This window comes from Nocardiopsis sp. NPDC007018, assembly GCF_040635075.1.
In the GTDB taxonomy this organism is placed as follows: domain Bacteria; phylum Actinomycetota; class Actinomycetes; order Streptosporangiales; family Streptosporangiaceae; genus Nocardiopsis.
The window spans coordinates 153827-171389 of record NZ_JBEYHA010000006.1; the positions used below are offsets into that span (position 1 = coordinate 153827).

Consider the following 17563-nt stretch of genomic DNA (forward strand, 5'->3'; position numbering starts at 1 on the left):
ACGTCACTCACACGCTTGATCAGTGGAGATCTTCATCGTCTCGGAAGTATGCCCAAAGTTTCTCCGAAAGTTCTGCGCTTCTTGAGTGTCCGATCTACTCCCAGCGTCTCACGCGCCCGAGTCGAGACATGGCCTGTGTCACGTTCCCTGCGATAATTCGGATGCCCCGCCCGAGCGGAGGTGCGAGCATCGTGGCCACGGGGCCGCCCACCCGCTCCGGGAAGAACGACGGCGGCGTACGCGTTGACCCACCTGGAGGGATATGAATACAGCTGACACCCACGGAAGCGACCGCGCGGGCCACGGGGCCCACGGCGCGGACGACCTCCGTGAGGAGAGCACCACCGGTGGCGCCGCCACCGGCGGTGACCACCACGAGGACCAGGGCCACGCGCCCGACCAGGGCGAGATGGAACTGGCCGAACGGCACGCGCTCCGCCGCGTCCAGGGCCTGTCCACCGAGCTCACCGACGTCACCGAGGTCGAGAACCGTAAGCTCCGGCTCGAACGTGTCGTGCTCATCGGCGTCTGGACCAGGGGCAACCAGACCGACGCCGACAACTCGCTGACCGAGCTGGCCGCACTCGCCGAGACGGCGGGCGCCCTCGTCCTCGAAGGACTCACCCAGCGCCGGTCCAAGCCCGACCCCGCAACCTACGTCGGCAAGGGCAAGGCCGCCGAACTGCGCGACATCGTCGAGGCGACCGGTGCCGACACCGTCATCTGCGACGGCGAACTCACCCCGGGCCAGCTGCGCCAACTGGAGGAGGTCGTCAAGGTCAAGGTGGTCGACCGCACCGCCCTGATCCTCGACATCTTCGCCCAGCACGCCAGCAGCAGCGAGGGCAAGGCCCAGGTCGAACTCGCCCAGCTCAACTACCTGCTGCCGCGCCTGCGCGGTTGGGGCGACTCGCTGTCCCGACAGGCCGGCGGCTCCGGCGGTGGCGGCGCGGGCGGCGGCGTGGGACTGCGCGGACCCGGTGAGACCAAGATCGAGACCGACCGCCGACGCATCAACGACAAGATGGCCAAGCTGCGCCGTCAGCTCGCCCACATGCGTACCGCGCGCGATGTCAAGAAGGACGTCCGGCGTACCCGCGAGGTGCCCTCGGTGGCGATCGCCGGATACACCAACGCAGGCAAGTCGAGCCTGCTCAACCGGCTCACCGGTGCCGGGGTCCTGGTGGAGAACGCCCTGTTCGCCACCCTCGACCCGACCGTCCGCCAGGCGCGCACGCCCGACGGCCGGGGCTTCACCCTGAGCGACACCGTCGGCTTCGTCCGGCACCTGCCGCACCAGCTGGTGGAGGCGTTCCGCTCCACCCTGGAGGAGGTCGCCGACTCCGACCTGATCCTGCACGTGGTTGACGGCTCGCACCCCGACCCCGAACAGCAGATCAGCGCGGTCCGCGAGGTGTTCGCCGAGATCGAGGCCGTCGACGTGCCCGAGCTCATCGTGGTGAACAAGGTCGACGCCGCCGACCCCGACACCCTCAGGACGCTGCGCACCCGCTACCCCGACCTGGTCGAGGTCTCCGCGCGCACCGGCGAGGGGGTGCCCGATCTGGTCACCGCGCTGGCCGACGCGCTCCCCGAGCTCGCCAAGGAGGTGCGCGCGCTCGTCCCGTACTCGCGGGGCGACCTCATCGCCAGGGCCCACGAGGAGGGCCGCATCCTGAGCGAGGAGCACACGGCCGAGGGGACGGCGCTGCACGCCTTCGTCCCCGCGCTGCTCGCCGCCAAGCTCGACGAGTACACGCCCAGCAACGCCTGAGGCCAGGCGACCACCCGGCCGGGACGTCCACGCGACGTCCCGGCCGCCGTGCGTTCGGGCCCCCTCTCCCGGCGGCAGCGGGCCGGACCTCGCGTTCCCGAGAACCGTCCCGAACGCCGCACACGGCAAGGACGGGCAGTTCGGGAGGTCGGGTGGCCTTCGTCACCCTGCGGGCTTGCGAGTTTCGCTCGGTAACGCTCGCATTCGTCCGCCTGGAGAGGTGTACACGGACTCCGGGGATGGACTACGGTTTTGGAGCACTGGCCGGCAGTGATCGCTGTCCCCCCGGGCCAACGCGCACCCCCACTGTCACGGCACCGCGAGGCGACTCCGGGTCGCCCTCGGCCCTGTCGGAATCGCATCCAGATACGAGGTCGCCATGCCCGCCCGCGCACGCCACGTCCCCGCTCCGCGTGTGTCGCCGCGGAACTGACCGGCGACCCCCATGACGGTAGTACTCCTCACCAACATCGGTCGCCTGTGGACCGGGAACGAGCTGCTCACCAAGGCCGCCCTCCTCATGGACAACGACCGGATCGCCTGGGTCGGCCCGGCCGCGGAGCTCCCCCAGCGCATCCCCGGGGTGATGGAGGACCTCACCGACGTCGACGAGGTCGTCAACATCGGCGGCGGACTCATCACCCCCGGACTGGTCGACGCCCACTGCCACCCCGTCTACGCGGGCGACCGCTACGCCGAGGTCAACATGTGGGCCAAGGGCGCGACCCGAGCCGACATCTTCGCCGCCGGGGGCGGGGTGTCCACGACCGTCACCATCACCCGGGGGACCGACCCCTGGACGCTGTGCAACGCCGTACGGGAACGCCTGCGGCACTGGGTGCTCTCCGGCAGCACCACCGTGGAGGCCAAGACCGGCTACCACCTCACCCGGGACGGCGAGCTCGCCGACGTGCGCCTGCTGCGCTCCCTGGAGGAGGAGCCCGGCATGCCCCGGCTGCACGTCACCTTCTTCCCCGCGCACGGCGTCCCGCCGGAGTTCTTCGGCCGCCCCAAGGAGTACGTGGCCACCGCCGCCTCCTGGCTCAGCGACGCCGCCATGGCCGGAGCCGACGGGGTGGACGTCTACTGCGACAACCAGCAGTTCACCACCGAGGACGCCCACCTGCTCCTGGGGGTGGGCCAGTCGGTGGGCCTGCGCACCACGCTGCACGCCTGCTCACGGCCCCGCCACGGAGCGGTCCGGATGGCGGCCGAGCTCGGCTGCTCCTCGGTGGACCTCCTGCACGAGGCCGACGACGAGGACCTGCTGGCGTTGGCGGCCACCCGCACGCCCGTCGTGGCCTGTCCCACCACCGCCCTGCACGAACGCCGCACCCCGCCGGTGCGCGCGCTGCTCGACCACGGCGTCCCCGTGGGCCTGGGCACCGACCACAACCCCGGGCAGTCCGGTACCACGTCCATGCCGTTGGTCATCTCCCTGGCCGTGTCCATGTTCGAGATGACCGTGCAGGAAGCCCTCAACGCGGCCACCGCGGGTAGCGCGCACGCCCTGGGCCTCAACGACCGGGGCATGCTCGCCCCGGGCATGCTGGCCGACCTCGTGCAGTGGGACGCCGACCACGAGGGCGCCTTCGCGTGGTCCATGGGCCTGCACACCCTGCGCGTGTGGCAGGGTGGCCGCACCATCCGCTGAGGTCGCCCCGGCGGAGCGACCGCACCACGCGCGTTCCGGGAGGTGCCCATCCCCGGGTCGGCGCCCGTCGTGGAACTCCCTCTCTCCGGCACACGAGTGCTGGGAGGTGTGGTGGTCTTCCGGTCAGCGGGCGCCCCGGGCGCGGGCGATCTCGATCACCGCGCGCTCCAGCGCGTACTCGGGGTCGCGTCCGGCGCCCTTGATCAGCGCGTCGGTCTCCGCGATGACCGCCATGGCCCGGGTCACCCCGGCCGCGCTCCATCCCCGGGCCTGCTGGCGCAGGGTCCGCAGCTTCCACGGGGGCACCTTGGCCCGTTTGGCCAGTTCGGCCTCGTTCATGCCGCGCGGCGGCTGGGCGGCCACCGCGATCCCGCGTACCGCCCCGGCCAGCGCGCTGTTGATGAGCACCGGTGCGGTACCCACCGCGAGCGACCACCGCAGCTGTTCCAGGGCCTCGGCCAGACGCCCCTCCACGGCCCGGTCGGCGACGCTGAATCCGGAGGCCTCCGCCTTGCCGGAGTGGTAGCGGGCCACCGCCGCCGCGTCCACCCGGCCCTGGGTGTCGGCGATCAACTGGGTGCAGGCGGCGGCGATCTCGCGCAGCTCGGTACCGACGGCGTCCACCAGTGCCTGGGCGGCGTCGGAGGTGATCTGCCGACCTGCGGAGGAGAACTCGCCCTTGACGAAGGCGACCCGCTCGGGCCCCTTCGTGGGCCCCTTGCAGTCCACCCTCAGGGCCCCCGCCTTCACCGCGGCCTGGAGCAGTGCCTTGCCCTTGGCCCCGCCCGCGTGGGTGAGCACCATGAACACGTCGTCGGCGGGGGCACGGAGGTAGTCCGTGACGGTTGCCGCGAGGTCCTTGACCAGGTCCTGGGAAGAGCGGATCACCACCACCCGGCGGTCGCCGAAGAGCGAGGGGGAGGTGACCTCCACCAGGGTGGTCGGGCCGACCTGGGAGGGCACGAGGTCGTGGACGTCCACCTCGGGGTCCTCCTCGCGGGCCGAGGCGACGACGGCGGCCACGGCCCGGTCGACGAGGAGCTCCTCGTCGCCGACGATGAGCGTGATGAGGGCGGGTGCAGGCATACAACGAGGATGCCACGCCCCGCCGACCAACCGGTGCCCGATCACCCCCGCCGCGGCCGCCCGACCCGGCGGGGCCCGCTCCCAGACGCTACGGATCGGGCCCCGGACCCCGGACGGCCACCCGCACCGGGTCGCCCAGGACGGCGACGTCGCCGTCGAGGTCGGTCCGCGCGTGCGCCCGCACCACCCCCTCCAGCACACCCACCGTGAACGGGGTCGGGTGTCCGTAGGCGTTCCCCCTGCCCGCCGAGGTGACCGCCACCGTCGCGCCGGTGGCGGTCAGGAAGGCCGTGGACTGCGTGTTCGCCCCGTGGTGGGGCGTGGTCAGCACGGTCACCGACAACAGCTCCGGTTCCGGCTCGCGCAGCAGGGCCTCCTGGCCCTGCTCCTCGACGTCCCCGGTGAACAGCACCGACATGTGCGGTCCGTCCGCGCGCACCACCAGTGAGGAGTCGTTCACCGAACCCACGAACCCGCTGGTGGGCCAGAGCACCCGTAGTAGCCACGGACCCGCGCGGTACCGTCGCCCCCGCTCGCCCTCCTCCAGTCGCACCCCCTCCTCCTCCAGCAGCCGCCCCACCGCGCCCTGACCGAACCCCGGCGGGGCCAGCGCGACCGCGACCCTCCGGTGCCGCAGCACCCCGGGTACGCCGTCGACGTGGTCGGCGTGGTCGTGGCTCAGGACCAGCAGCGCGACCCCGCGCACTCCCAGGCGCCCCAGGCAGGCGTCCACCAGGTCCGGGTCGTCCCCCGTGTCGAAGACCACCGCCTCCCCGCGCCCCGCCGACAGCACGAACGCGTCACCCTGGCCCACGTCGCAGGCGACCAGGGCCCACCCCGGCGGAGGCCACCCGCCCGGTACGCAGCGGGCCGCCAAACCCAGGACCAGCACCGCCACGGCCCCGGCGGCGAGCACCCTGCGGACCAGGCCGCGGGTCACCAGGAACACCGACAGCACCACGGCCAGCACCAGGGCACCCGCCACGTCCGACCGCCAGGGCAGGGCGCCGAACGGGACGCCCGCCCCGACCCGCGCCACCAGGGCGATCCAGGACACCCCCCATCCGGGCAGGGGCGCCAGGAACGCGGCGGCGCCGGGCCACACCGAGGCCAGCGCGGTCAACGCCGAACCCGCCACCGTCACCACCGCCACCACCGGCGCGGCCAGGACGTTGGCCGGGACCGCCACCCACGACACCTCACCGGACAGCAGCACCAGCACCGGGGCCACCGCCACCTGGGCCGCCACCGCGACCGCCAGGGCCTCGGCGACCGGGCGGGGCCAGCGCGCCGACCACACCCGGGTCCACCCCGGTACGAGCAGCAGGATGCCCGCCGTGGCCAGCACCGACAGCGCGAACCCGTAGGAAGCGGCCAGTCCCGGCGCCACGAACAGCACCCCCACCACCGTGACGCACAGGGCCCGCAACCCGGCGTGCTCCCGCCCCGCGGCGAGCGCCCACAGGCCCAACGACCCCATGAACGCCGCCCGCACCACGCTGGGTTCCGGGCGGCAGACCAGGACGAACACCCAGATCATCAGGGCCCCGCCCAGCACGGCGCACCAGGCGGGAGCCCGCGCCCACCGCACCAGCCCCAGCACGAACCCGGTCAGGATCGCGAGGTTGGCGCCGCTCACCGTCAGCAGGTGGGTCATCCCGGTGGCGCGGAAGTCCTCGGCGGTCCGTTCCGGCAACGACGACACGTCGCCGACGATCAGTGCCGGGAGCAGCCCCCGCTCCGGTTGGGGCAGCCCCGAGGAGGCCTCCCGCAGACCGGACCGGACCCCGCCCGCAAACGCCTGGAGCCCTCCGGGCGGCTCCACCCGCTCAGGGGGACCGCGCACGAGGACCAGCGAGGCCGTCAACGGGTCGGCGTCCGTGGCCAGGAACGAGCCCCGGGCCTCGAAGGACTGACCGGGCAACAGCTCCGACCAGCCGGGGCCGGAGGCCAGCACCACCACCGGGGCCCGCGACGCCCGCTCCGCCCCCTCCACCCGCACCCACGCGGTACGCGCCGGCACCACCCATGCGGCGCGGCCGGGGCGCGGCATCCCCGCCCGGGCGCGGGGGTCGGTGGAGACCACCGCTCGGAAGGTCGTCTCACCGTCGTGTTCCACCGCCGCCACGGCGGCGCTGGACGCCGTCCGGTGCACGTGGGTACCGGTCACGGCCGCCACCGTCGCCGCGCAGGCCAGTGCGGCGACCACCGCCAGCACCGGGGCCTCCAAGGCGGGACGGGTCACCGTGAGCGCGGCCAGGGCCGCGCAGCCCAGCACCCCCGCCAGGAGCCAGGACAGCCACGGAGGCAGGGCCAGGGCGCCGAGCGCCGCCAGCCAGGCGGCGACGGCGGGCAGGAGCAGCCGCAGATCGCGCGGACGGTCCATGCCGTGGGCGTCGGTCCCCAGCCAGCTGGCCACGGCGCTCACCCCACCGTCACGTGGGGTTCGAGGGTGCGGAAGGTCTTCTCCGCGATGCCGTCGACCCCCAACAGGTCCTCGACGCTGCCGAAGGAGCCGCCGAGGGCCTCGCGGTGGGCGAGGATCTGCCGTGCCTTCTTCTCGCCGATCCCGGGCAGGGTCTCCAGGGCGGACTGGTCGGCACGGTTGAGGTCGACCGGTGCCGGGCCGCCCCCGACACCGGCCTGCGCCTCGCCCTCCGGCGGCGGGACGCCCACGAGGACGCGTTCCCCGTCGGTCAGCGGCCGGGCCAGGTTGACCAGGTCCAGGTCGGCGTCGGGCAGCGCACCGCCCGCCTCCTCGACGGCGTCGGCCACACGCGACCCCCCGGGCATCGTGTACAGGCCGGGCTCGGCCACCTCGCCGCCCACGTGCACCACCACGTCGCCCTCGGGCACGGCCTCTCCGTCGGGCACGGGCACGGCCTCCGCGCCGTCGGCGGGCGAGGGCGGAGCCGAGCCCCCGGCGGGCGCGCCCCCGCCCTCCGGCGCGGACACGGTCACCTCGGCGGGCCGCTCCCGCAGGAACAGGAGGGCGCTCACCACGGCGAGCGCGCACAGCACCGCCAGGGCCGCCACGGCGCGCCGGGACAACGCCGTCCGCGAGCCCCAGCTGGCGGCGACGCGCTCCAGGGCGGAGACGGCAGACTCGGGCGCCAGCTCCGTGTACCCGGAGGGCGGCCGGACCGGCTCCGGCTCGGTGGGCCCGGGCGGCCCCCCGCGCTTCTGGCGGACGTGGTCGGTGTCGTCGTGGCCAGTGCGCGCGGAGCCGGGCTCGGGCTCGGTGGGGGACCCGTTCCGGCCGTGGGTCGGGAGCCGGGGGCGCCCGGTCGAGCCGTCGCGGCCACTCGGGCGCGCGCCGTCGTGAGAGCTCCGCGCCGCCGGAGCCCCGGGACCGCTCACCCGCCCGGGAGGTCCGCCCCGCGAGGCGGGGGAGGGGGCCCTCGCACCGTCCGGTGCCCCGGCCGGGGAGGTCGGAACGGTGGACGCGGACGCCGGATCGTCCTCCCCGGTGTCCGGGGCCGCCCCGGACCACCCCTCCCACAACGGGCCCGGCGGGGACGGGGAACGCCGGTGCGGCCCCGGATCGTGACCGGCAGCCCGGGAGGGCGGGGGTTCCCCGTCCGCGCCGACCGCGTAGGGCGGCCGGGGCAGGGCGGCCACGGGATCGGAGGGCGACCACGACCGGCCGCCCGGGTCCACCGGGCCGGGAACGGAGTCCAGGCCGAGCGTGCGCAGCCGTTCCTCGGGGTCGGGCGGGGCGGGAGTACGCCGTGACCGGCGCGAAGGGGCCATGGTTCAACGCTAGGCAGGTCGGGACCGTCTGTCACCGGGCGATCCCCGCCTGTGGACAACCGGGCCGCGGGCCTCCCCCGGGCACGGCGAAGGGCCCGGTCCCACGGACCGGGCCCCTCAGAAGCCGTGTACCTGGGTCCTAGGCGGACTGCAGGTCGTGCAGGCGCTTGGCGATCGCGCTCTTGCGGTTCGCGGCCTGGTTCTTGTGGATGACGCCCTTGCTGCTGGCCTTGTCCAGGGCGCGAGCGGCGTCACGCTGCGCGACGGTGGCCTGCTCGACGTTCCCGGCCTCGGCAGCTTCGCGGAACTTCCGAACGGCCGTCTTCAGGGAAGAGCGCACCGCCTGGTTGCGGACACGAGCCTTCTCGTTCTGCCGAATGCGCTTCTTCTGCGACTTGATGTTCGCCATGCGAAAACGTGCTCCAGTTACTGTGATCTTCGCGTCGGTCGAACAGGCGGCTCATCCCATGGGCAGCCGTTCCATGAGAGGCCTGCGTGGGCGCCGACGCAGGGTGTGTGTGAGTCCACAGGGCTCAAATTCGAACGTGGAAGTCCGAGACACGGACTTCTCAGTATGCCGCACCGGGCGGACCACTCGGGACCCCGGGGGGACGACCCGCGCCTTCGGGCCCGTGGGCCCGGTCACCACACGGCCTCACTCCCGGTCCACCGGGGACAGCCACGCCGTCCGGTAGGCGGTCAGGTCGCCCTCCTCGGCCTCGTCCACCAGGTACAGGGAAACCCCCAGGGTCATGGTCTCGGGAACCTCCTCCACACGCGACATCCCCAGTCGCACGGCGGCGAGCGCGGTCAGCGCGGTCTCGTTCCCGGTCGCCGGGCCCCACGTCCGGCTGGTGTAGGTCGGCACCCCGAACCGTACGGTGACGTCCTCGCGCGTGCGCAGCGCCGTCACCGCCTCGGTCACCTGGCGCACCATGAAGCCGCCGTACAGCCCGGCCGAGGGCATGTTCGCGCCCACCCCGGGCAGCACCACCTGGTCGGCGTGCTCCGTCACCCGGTCCAGGTAGCCCTTGGACCAGTACTTCTCCTCACCGCCCGCGACGAAGGATGGCACCCGGCCGCCCGGCACCAGCTCCACGTGGTGGGCCTGCACGGACAGCACGGAGTCCTCGTCCAGCTCCTCGCGCACCAGTTCCACGAGCGCGGGCAGGGACGGGTCGTTCACCGTCACCGGACGCACCTCCAGGTGCACCCCGTCGAACCCGTCCGCGCCCACCTCGGCGACGGCCGGGGCCAGGGCCTCACGAGCGGCGGAGTCGAACCGGTCCCTGATGAGGGAGGACCCCGACTCCACGTGCCGCAGCCAGGCGAGGGCCTCCACGTCGGGGAAGTTCGCGTCCAGCCAGGACAGCAGCGCGGCCGTGTCGGGCGTGCGTTCCACCCCGCCGGCCGCGTCCACCTCGCCCGCGTACACGTACAGGGTGCTCACGGACCCGGTGTCGAGCAGCCCCTCCAGCGACCGGGTGTCCTCCCACGAGCCCACCCAGGCCGCGTCCGCCCCCTGGGAGGCGGCCCACTCCTCCGGAGACCCCGCGAACTGGTAGACCAGCAGCGCTCCCGCGCCCACCACCACGACCAGGACCGCCGCCACACCGGCCAGCAACCGCTTCAGAAGCCACTTCACCCTGCGCCACCCGCTCTCGTCCGGCGCCCTCGTCGCTCGGCACCCGCGTCGCCCGTTCCCGGTCCCGGGTCGCATAATCTGGTCCCAGGTCCCGCGCTCGCGCCCATACTGCCGTATCCCCACCGGACGTATCCGGTGAGGACGGTCTCGGCGCCGTGGGATGATGGACGATGCCGTGGCCGGATGGTCCTCCCATCACCGAGAGCCCGGCGGGGCGGCGCCTCCCCGGGCGCACGACGACCCACACCCAACCCTGTGAACGGAGCACGGTGGCACAGCCGAACTGGACCGATCCCGCGCTGATCCGCAACTTCTGCATCATCGCGCACATCGACCATGGCAAGTCGACGCTGGCCGACCGGATGCTCCAGATCACCGGCGTCGTCGAGGACCGTCAGATGCGCGCCCAGTACCTGGACCGCATGGACATCGAGCGCGAGCGCGGCATCACCATCAAGTCGCAGGCCGTGCGCATCCCGTTCACCGCGGTGGACGACCAGACCTACACGCTCGACCTCATCGACACCCCGGGCCACGTCGACTTCACCTACGAGGTGTCGCGCTCCCTGGCCGCCTGTGAGGGCGCGATCCTGCTCGTCGACGCCGCGCAGGGCATCGAGGCCCAGACCCTCGCCAACCTCTACATGGCGCTGGAGAACGACCTCACGATCATCCCGGTCCTGAACAAGATCGACCTGCCCGCCGCGCAGCCCGAGAAGTACGCTGAGGAGCTGGCCGGGATCATCGGCTGCGAGGCCTCCGACGTGCTCAAGGTCAGCGCCAAGACCGGCGAGGGCGTCGAGGACCTGCTCAACGAGATCGTCAACCAGATCCCGGCGCCGGTCGGCGTGGCCGACGCCCCGGCCCGCGCGATGATCTTCGACTCGGTCTACGACACCTACCGCGGCGTGGTCACCTACGTGCGGGTCGTGGACGGCTACCTCAGCCCACGCGAGCGCATCCAGATGATGTCCACCAAGGCCTCCCACGAGATCCTGGAGATCGGCGTCAGCTCGCCCGAGCCCACCAAGAGCGCGGGCCTGGGCGTGGGCGAGGTCGGCTACATCATCACCGGTGTGAAGGACGTGCGCCAGTCCAAGGTGGGTGACACCATCACCTCCCTGGCCAAGCCCGCCACGGAGATGCTCGGCGGGTACCAGGAACCCAAGCCCATGGTGTTCTCGGGCCTGTACCCGATCGAGGGCACCGACTACCCGGTGCTGCGCGACGCCCTGGAGAAGCTCCAGCTCAACGACGCGGCCCTGGCCTTCGAGCCGGAGACCTCCGCCGCGCTGGGCTTCGGCTTCCGCTGCGGCTTCCTCGGCCTGCTGCACCTGGAGATCACCCGGGCCCGCCTGGAGCGCGAGTTCAACCTCGACCTCATCTCCACCGCGCCCAACGTGATCTACCGGGTGGAGATGGAGGACGGCGCCGAGCACGTGGTGACCAACCCCAGCGAGTTCCCCACGGGCAAGGTCGACGGCATCTACGAGCCGATGGTCAAGGCCACGGTCCTGAGCCCCTCGGACCACATCGGCCAGATCATGGAGCTGTGCCAGGACCGCCGCGGCGAGCTCCAGGGCATGGACTACCTGTCCGAGGACCGCGTGGAGATGCGGTACACGCTCCCCATGGCCGAGATCGTCTTCGACTTCTTCGACGCCCTCAAGTCCCGTACCAAGGGGTACGCCTCCCTGGACTACGAGCCCATCGGCGAGCAGCGGGCCGACCTGGTCAAGGTGGACATCCTCCTCCAGGGCGAGCCCGTGGACGCGTTCTCCGCGATCGTCCACAAGGAGAAGGCGTACGCCTACGGCGTCGAGATGACGAAGAAGCTGCGCGAGCTCATCCCGAGGCAGCAGTTCGAGGTGCCGGTCCAGGCCGCCATCGGCGCCCGGGTCATCGCCCGCGAGAACATCCGCGCCATCCGCAAGGACGTGCTCTCCAAGTGCTACGGCGGCGACATCAGCCGTAAGCGCAAGCTGCTGGAGAAGCAGAAGGAGGGCAAGAAGCGGATGAAGATGGTCGGCCGGGTCGAGGTGCCCCAGGAGGCCTTCATCTCGGCGCTGTCCACCGACTCCAGCGTCGCCGAGGACAAGAAGAAGAAGTAGGGGGCGGCCCCGGTCGGTACGAACGCCGACCGGGCCGTGACCCGACGAAGGAGGGGCGCCCCCGTCAGGGAGCGCCCCTCCTGTCGTGTGCCGTGCGACCGCACACGCGGTGTCCGCCGGGCGGACCGTCCTACCCCTTGACGGCGCCCGCGGTCAGGCCCTCGCTGATGTAGCGCTGGAGGAACCAGAACACGATCAGCGTGGGCAGGGACAGCATCAGCGCCCCCACGGCGAACATGCCGAAGTTGGCGTTGCGCTGTGAGGCGACCAGTTGGTAGAGGCCCAGGCCCAGCGTCTTGGCGTCGGTGTCCCGCAGGAACACGCTGGCCATGAGGAACTCGTTGATGGTGGAGATGAACACCAGCAGTGCCACGATCGCCAGCACCGGGGTCACCAGCGGCAGCATGATCCGGAAGAACACCTGCGCGTGGGTGGCTCCGTCGATCTGCGCCGACTCGTCCAGCTCCTTGGGCACCGTGTCGAAGAAGCCCTTCATGAGCCACGTGTTGATGCTCAGTGCGCCGCCCAGGTACACGAGCAGCAGACCCCACCGGGTGTCGAAGCCGATCGCGGGGTAGAGCTCGCCGATGGTGGAGAACATCAGGTAGATGGCCACGATCGCCAGGAACTGCGGGAACATCTGGATGATGAGCAGGCCGATCAGGCCCACCCGGCGTCCCTTGAACCGCATCCGGCTGAAGGTGTAGGCGGCCAGGGCCGAGAGCAGCACCGTCACCGCGGCGTTGGTGAGCGCGAAGAACAGCGAGTTCGCGTACCAGGTGGTGAACGGCGTGTTCCGGAACAGGTCCTGCGCGTTGGCCAGGCTCGCCCCGGTCGGCCACAGCTGCGCGCTGCTCAGGGTGCCCAGGGGGTTGAGCGCGGCCGAGACCACGAACAGCACCGGAAAGATCGCGAAGGCCACGACCACCACCATGACCGCGTGCCGCCATCCCAGGCGGCGCGCCCACAGGGCGAACCGGGTCCCCGCGCTCCGGGTGTGGGTCGCGCGCGCCGCTTCGGTCACACCGACCGTCATCGGTCCACCTCCTTGAGGGCCTTGCTCCGACCGAGGCTGACCACGGAGATCACGGAGACGATCAGGAAGATCATCACCGAGAGCGCCGCCGCGTACCCGTACTGGGCCGTGGCCTCGTTGAAGGCGAGCCGGTAGGTGTAGGTGATGAGCAGGTCCGTGCCGCCCGCCGTCGGGTTGTCCGGCGAGAACGGTCCGCCCCTGGTGATCAGCCACACCGCGTTGAAGTTGTTGAAGTTGAAAGCGAACGTGGCGATGAGGATCGGGGTCATGGCGACCATCAGCAACGGCAGGGTGACGTGCCGGAAGGCCTGCCAGGGGCCCGCGCCGTCGATCTGCGCCGCCTGCCCCAGCTCGCGCGGGATGGCCTGTAGCGCACCGGTGGCCACCAGGAACATGTACGGGTAGCCCAGCCACACGTTGGCGAGGATGACGGCGGCCCTGGCGGTCCACACGTCGCCCAGCCAGTCGACCTGGAGCCCGAGCATCCGGTTGAACAGGCCGAAGTCGGTGTTGAACATGTCCCGCCACAGCAGGTACATGGCCAGCGAGCTCATCGCGTAGGGCAGGATCACCAGCACGCGGTAGAGCACCCGTCCGCGCATGCGCGGCACGTGCAGGGTCAGGGCGATCCCCAGGCCCACCACGAACACGAGCCCGGTGACGGCCACCGCGAACACCAGGTTCCACAGCAGGATGCCGAAGAACGAACCGGCGAAGGTCGGGTTGAACAGGAAGCGGGCGAAGTTGTCGAGGCCCACGTTGACCTGCCAGCCCTGCGCCAGCCGCTGTCCGTCCTCGTTGTAGAAGGCGCCGCGTTCGTTGTCGGCGGTGTAGACCTGGCCGGTCTCGGAGTCGGTGACGCAGTCGCAGTCCTGGTCGTAGACGCGGACCGCGCCGCCCTCGAACGCGCTGGACAGCCCGCTGGAACGGATTCCCGAACCGTCGCCGGTGGGAACCGCGAACTCCTGGAGCTCGTCGCTGCGCGCGTTCACCTCGGCGGGGGTGAGAATCGTGTACCCGAACGCGTCGGTCACCTTCCCCGCCGCGTCGACGTCGGCGCCGCCGAGGTCGCCCAGACCGTCCTCGGTGCCCACGTAGGTGTGACCCTCGGCGTCGGTGAGCAGGAACGCCAGCTCACCGGTGTCGGGGTCGCCCGTGGTGGCGACGGTGAGCACGTACTCGGGGGAGTCGGGGTCGCGGGTCACCGAGAACGCCTCGATGGCCGAGATCGCCCGTGCCTTGTCGCCCCGGTGTCCGTCGCTGAGGTTGGTCACGGAGGTGCTCATCGTGTAGAGCACCGGCAGGATCTGGAACGCCAACAGGAACACCACGCCCGGGACCAGGTACTTGGCCGGGACGGTGCGCTTAGACAGGTAGACGTAGTAGACCAGGCCGACCACCGCGGCGACCAGGGCGATGCCCCACCAGTTGCCCGCCACGTACAGGGGCAGGGCCGCCCACACGCCGAAGGCGGTGAACACGCTGAGCAGGGCGATCTTGACGAGCTGGCCGACGGTCGACCCCCTGGCGGCGAAGCGCCCGCCGGGCAGCGGCGGACGGGCGGGCGCCCGGGAGGGGGCGCCCGCGCTGTCGTGGCTGGAAGCGGCCACCTCTACCCGCCGATCTGCTCGGCGATGGTGTCGTGGGCGGCCTCCATGGCCTCACGCACGTCCCCGCCCGCGATGGCCTGGGCCTGGGCCTGGCCCAGCGGGTCCCAGGTCTCGCCCATCTCGGGGATGGACGGCATCGGCATGCCGTCGGCACCGGCCTCGGCGATGGCGGCGATGGTGGGGTCGTCGGCGGAGACGGACTCCAGGGCCTCGGCCTGCACGGGGGTGCGCGGGTCGGCCTCGTAGAGGCTGAGGACGAAGTCGCTGGCGGTGACGTAGTTGGTCACGAACTCCTGGGCGAGGGCGCTGTTGGCGCTGCCCTCGGTGACGAAGAAGGCGTGGTAGCCGATGTAGGGGCTGGCCGGCGCCTCGCCCTCGAAGCCGGGGATGGGGCTGATCTCGAAGTCGATGCCCGCCTCGTTGGCGTCACCGATGTTCCACGGACCGGCGATGAAGAAGGGCGCTTCCTCCTCGTAGAAGAGGTTGGCGTCGTTCTCGGTGTCGATGGAGCGGCGCAGCACGCCTTCGCCGCCCTCGCCGAACTCGGCGATCCGTTCCATCGCGGCGATGGACTCGTCCGAACCCACGCCGAGGTCGGAGGGGTCCCAGGTGCCGGTGTCGTCCTGCCCGAACAGGTAGCCGCCCGCGGAGGTGAACAGGGCGTTCATGCGGAAGGGCTCGCCCTCCTGCCCGATCGCCATGGCCAGGACCTCGCTGGTGTCCCCGGCGTCCTTGAGCTCGGTGCCGACCTCGACGAGTTCCTCGAAGGTCTCGGGGGCGTCGGGAGCCAGGTCGGTGTTGCGCAGCAGGAAGATGTTCTCCTGCGAGTACGGGACGCCGAAGAGCTGGCCGTCGTAGGTGAGCGCCTCGACGGCGGTCTCGTCCAGGCCGCCCTCCTGGTCACCGGTGAGCTCGACGGGGGAGACGGCGCCGTTGCGGACCAGGTTGCCGGTCCAGTCGTGCGCCCCGATGAAGATGTCGGGGGCGTTGCCCGCCTGGTGGGCGTTGAGGAGGTCGCCCTGGATGTCGTCGAAGGCCAGGCCCTGGACGTCCACCGTGATGCCGTTGGCCTCGGCGAACTCGGCTGCCGCGCCCTGGATGGCGTCGGCGCGCTCGGGGTCGGACCAGATGACGAGGGTGCCCTCGGCGGCGTCGTCGCCGCCCCCGTCCGAACCGTCGCCGCCGCACGCGGTCGCCATCAGGGCGATCGCGGCCATACCGGCGACCGCCGAAGCGCTACGGGATCTCATGGTGTCTTCCTTCCGGGAGGACTGAGGTGGGGTGCATACGGTTCACCGGGGGGACCGGAGCCGTTGCGGGCATGCGTGGTGATGTGACGTTAGCAATAACTTGCAGGCTTTGAAAGTCTTTGCAGGCGCTGTGGATAAAGATGTGGAAACACCCCGGAAACAGATCGGGTCTCCCCGCACGGAACGTGTCGCCCCGCTCGCCGTGGGCCCAAGGGCGCTACGGACCGAAACCCTCCAGGATGAGCCGCTCCGCCTCGGCCAGGGCCTCGGACGGCTCACGTCCGGCGATGATGTCGGCGCTGGCCTGTGAGAACGGGCTCCATACCGCCTCCATCTCCGGGATCGCGGGCATCGGGAGGCCGCCCTCGCCCGCGCGCTGGAACGCCGCGAGGTTCGGGTCCTGGTCGGAGACCATCTCCAGCGCCGCGTCGAGCGCGGGCACGCGCGGGTCGGCCTCGTGCAGGATCACCGACAGCTCCGGGTCCTCCAGGAAAGTGCGTGCCAGGTTCTCCGACAGCTCCGGGTCGCTGGCCCCCGAGGCCACGAAGAAGGCCTGCACGCCGATGAGTGGCCGCGCCGGGTCCCCCTCGGCGAACGCCGGTACCGGGTCCACCGCGAAAGGTACCCCCGCCTCCTGCGTGGGTGCGATGCTCCACGGGCCGCTGACCAGGAACGGAGCCTGGCCCGAGGTGAACGCCTCGGTGGCGTTGGACGAGTCGACGGCACGGTCCAGGACCCCCGAACCCTCCTCCCCGAGCTCCGCCAGCCGCTCGAAGGCCGCCACCGACTCCGGTGCCGCCACCCCCAGGTCCGTGGGGTCGGGATCGCCCGAGGCGTTCTCGCCGAACAGGTAGCCGCCGGCCGACGTGAAGAACGGGTGGATGTGGTAGGCGTCCCCCTCCTCGCCCACCTGGAGGCTCAGGGCGCGGTCCACCGCGCCCGAATCCACCAGGTCCGTACCGGTCTCCACCAGTGCCTCCAGCGAGGCGGGCGCCTCCGGGACCAGGTCCGTGTTACGGAAGAGCGCGAGGTTCTCGGTGGCGTAGGGCACCCCGTACACCCGGCCGTCGTAGGTCACCGCGTCCAGGGCGCCCGGCGAGAACAGGTCCGCGTCGTCGGCCGACAACCCCACCGGGACGATCGACTCCGCCGACGCCAGCTCGCCCGTCCAGTCGTGCGGACCCACGAGCAGGTCCGGGCCCAGACCGGTGGAGTGCGCGCTCAGGAAGCTCGAACGCAGCTCCTCGTGGTCCACCACGATCACCTCCACCTGCCGGTTGGCGTCCCGGGCGAAGGCCTCGGCGAAGGTCCGCATGGCCTGGGCCCGCTCCTCGTCGGCCCAGATGGTCAGCGGAACGGACGAGTAGTCGTCGGCGTCGTCGGCGGTGGAGCAGGCGGTCAGGGCGAGCAGCAGTCCCGCCGAGCACAGGGGGATCAGTGACCTCAAGACGGTCTCCAGAGAAGTCTGGCGGGGCCCGGACGAGCGGGCGGGGGTGTGCCCCGCGAAGGTGAGGGAGGGGTCCCGGCGCACGCGCGCGCCTGGACGGGCCCGGGGTGCGGGCCGGGCAGCCGCCGACGGTGGCCCCCGTCCGTCACCACCGCCGGATCATCAGGTGGTAGAGCAGGGTCGACACCCCCATCATG

General features: G+C 71.8%; 12 protein-coding genes. 3 read left to right on the top strand and 9 right to left on the bottom strand.

Annotation, left to right across the window (positions count from 1 at the left end; all coding sequences use genetic code 11):
- Positions 1-262 precede the first annotated feature (262 nt).
- Both hflX and ABZ635_RS05060 read left to right on the top strand, forming a co-directional pair.
- Positions 263-1774, top strand: a complete 1512-nt coding sequence (gene hflX, locus ABZ635_RS05055) for a GTPase HflX (protein WP_357759097.1) — start codon at positions 263-265, stop codon at positions 1772-1774.
- A gap of 445 nt (positions 1775-2219) precedes the next feature.
- Positions 2220-3428, top strand: a complete 1209-nt coding sequence (locus tag ABZ635_RS05060) for an amidohydrolase family protein (RefSeq protein ID WP_357759100.1) — start codon at positions 2220-2222, stop codon at positions 3426-3428.
- A 123-nt stretch (positions 3429-3551) separates the two neighbouring features.
- Here the strand turns inward: ABZ635_RS05060 and holA are convergent, their stop codons facing one another.
- The 5 genes from holA to ABZ635_RS05085 form a co-directional block, all read right to left on the bottom strand.
- Entirely contained in the window at positions 3552-4514 is a 963-nt protein-coding gene (gene holA / locus ABZ635_RS05065; RefSeq protein WP_357759103.1) for a DNA polymerase III subunit delta, read from the bottom strand.
- Between the two features lie 88 nt (positions 4515-4602).
- A complete protein-coding gene (locus ABZ635_RS05070; RefSeq protein ID WP_357759105.1) occupies positions 4603-6933 on the bottom strand; it encodes a ComEC/Rec2 family competence protein in 2331 nt (776 codons plus the stop codon).
- A 5-nt stretch (positions 6934-6938) separates the two neighbouring features.
- Complete coding sequence (locus tag ABZ635_RS05075) at positions 6939-8267, bottom strand: helix-hairpin-helix domain-containing protein (RefSeq protein WP_357759107.1); 1329 nt, start codon at positions 8265-8267, stop codon at positions 6939-6941.
- Between the two features lie 139 nt (positions 8268-8406).
- Entirely contained in the window at positions 8407-8676 is a 270-nt protein-coding gene (gene rpsT / locus ABZ635_RS05080) for a 30S ribosomal protein S20 (protein ID WP_357759110.1), read from the bottom strand.
- A gap of 246 nt (positions 8677-8922) precedes the next feature.
- Complete coding sequence (locus ABZ635_RS05085) at positions 8923-9912, bottom strand: hypothetical protein (protein ID WP_357759113.1); 990 nt, start codon at positions 9910-9912, stop codon at positions 8923-8925.
- Positions 9913-10181: 269 nt separating this feature from the next.
- On the opposite strand from ABZ635_RS05085, the gene lepA reads away from it, so the two are divergent.
- On the top strand, positions 10182-12023 hold the full coding sequence (gene lepA / locus ABZ635_RS05090) for a translation elongation factor 4 (protein ID WP_357759117.1): 1842 nt from the start codon (positions 10182-10184) through the stop codon (positions 12021-12023).
- A 130-nt stretch (positions 12024-12153) separates the two neighbouring features.
- On the opposite strand, the gene ABZ635_RS05095 is transcribed toward lepA, so the two are convergent.
- The 4 genes from ABZ635_RS05095 to ABZ635_RS05110 form a co-directional block, all read right to left on the bottom strand.
- Complete coding sequence (locus tag ABZ635_RS05095; protein WP_357759120.1) at positions 12154-13059, bottom strand: sugar ABC transporter permease; 906 nt, start codon at positions 13057-13059, stop codon at positions 12154-12156.
- Positions 13056-14669, bottom strand: a complete 1614-nt coding sequence (locus tag ABZ635_RS05100) for an ABC transporter permease subunit (protein WP_357759122.1) — start codon at positions 14667-14669, stop codon at positions 13056-13058. The genes ABZ635_RS05095 and ABZ635_RS05100 overlap by 4 nt, the downstream gene beginning before the upstream one ends.
- A 2-nt stretch (positions 14670-14671) precedes the next feature.
- Positions 14672-15919: a maltose ABC transporter substrate-binding protein gene (locus ABZ635_RS05105; RefSeq protein ID WP_357759125.1), complete on the bottom strand. Its 1248-nt coding sequence runs from the start codon at positions 15917-15919 to the stop codon at positions 14672-14674.
- A gap of 217 nt (positions 15920-16136) precedes the next feature.
- Complete coding sequence (locus ABZ635_RS05110) at positions 16137-17366, bottom strand: maltose ABC transporter substrate-binding protein (RefSeq protein ID WP_357759128.1); 1230 nt, start codon at positions 17364-17366, stop codon at positions 16137-16139.
- Between the last annotated feature and the right edge of the window lie 197 nt (positions 17367-17563).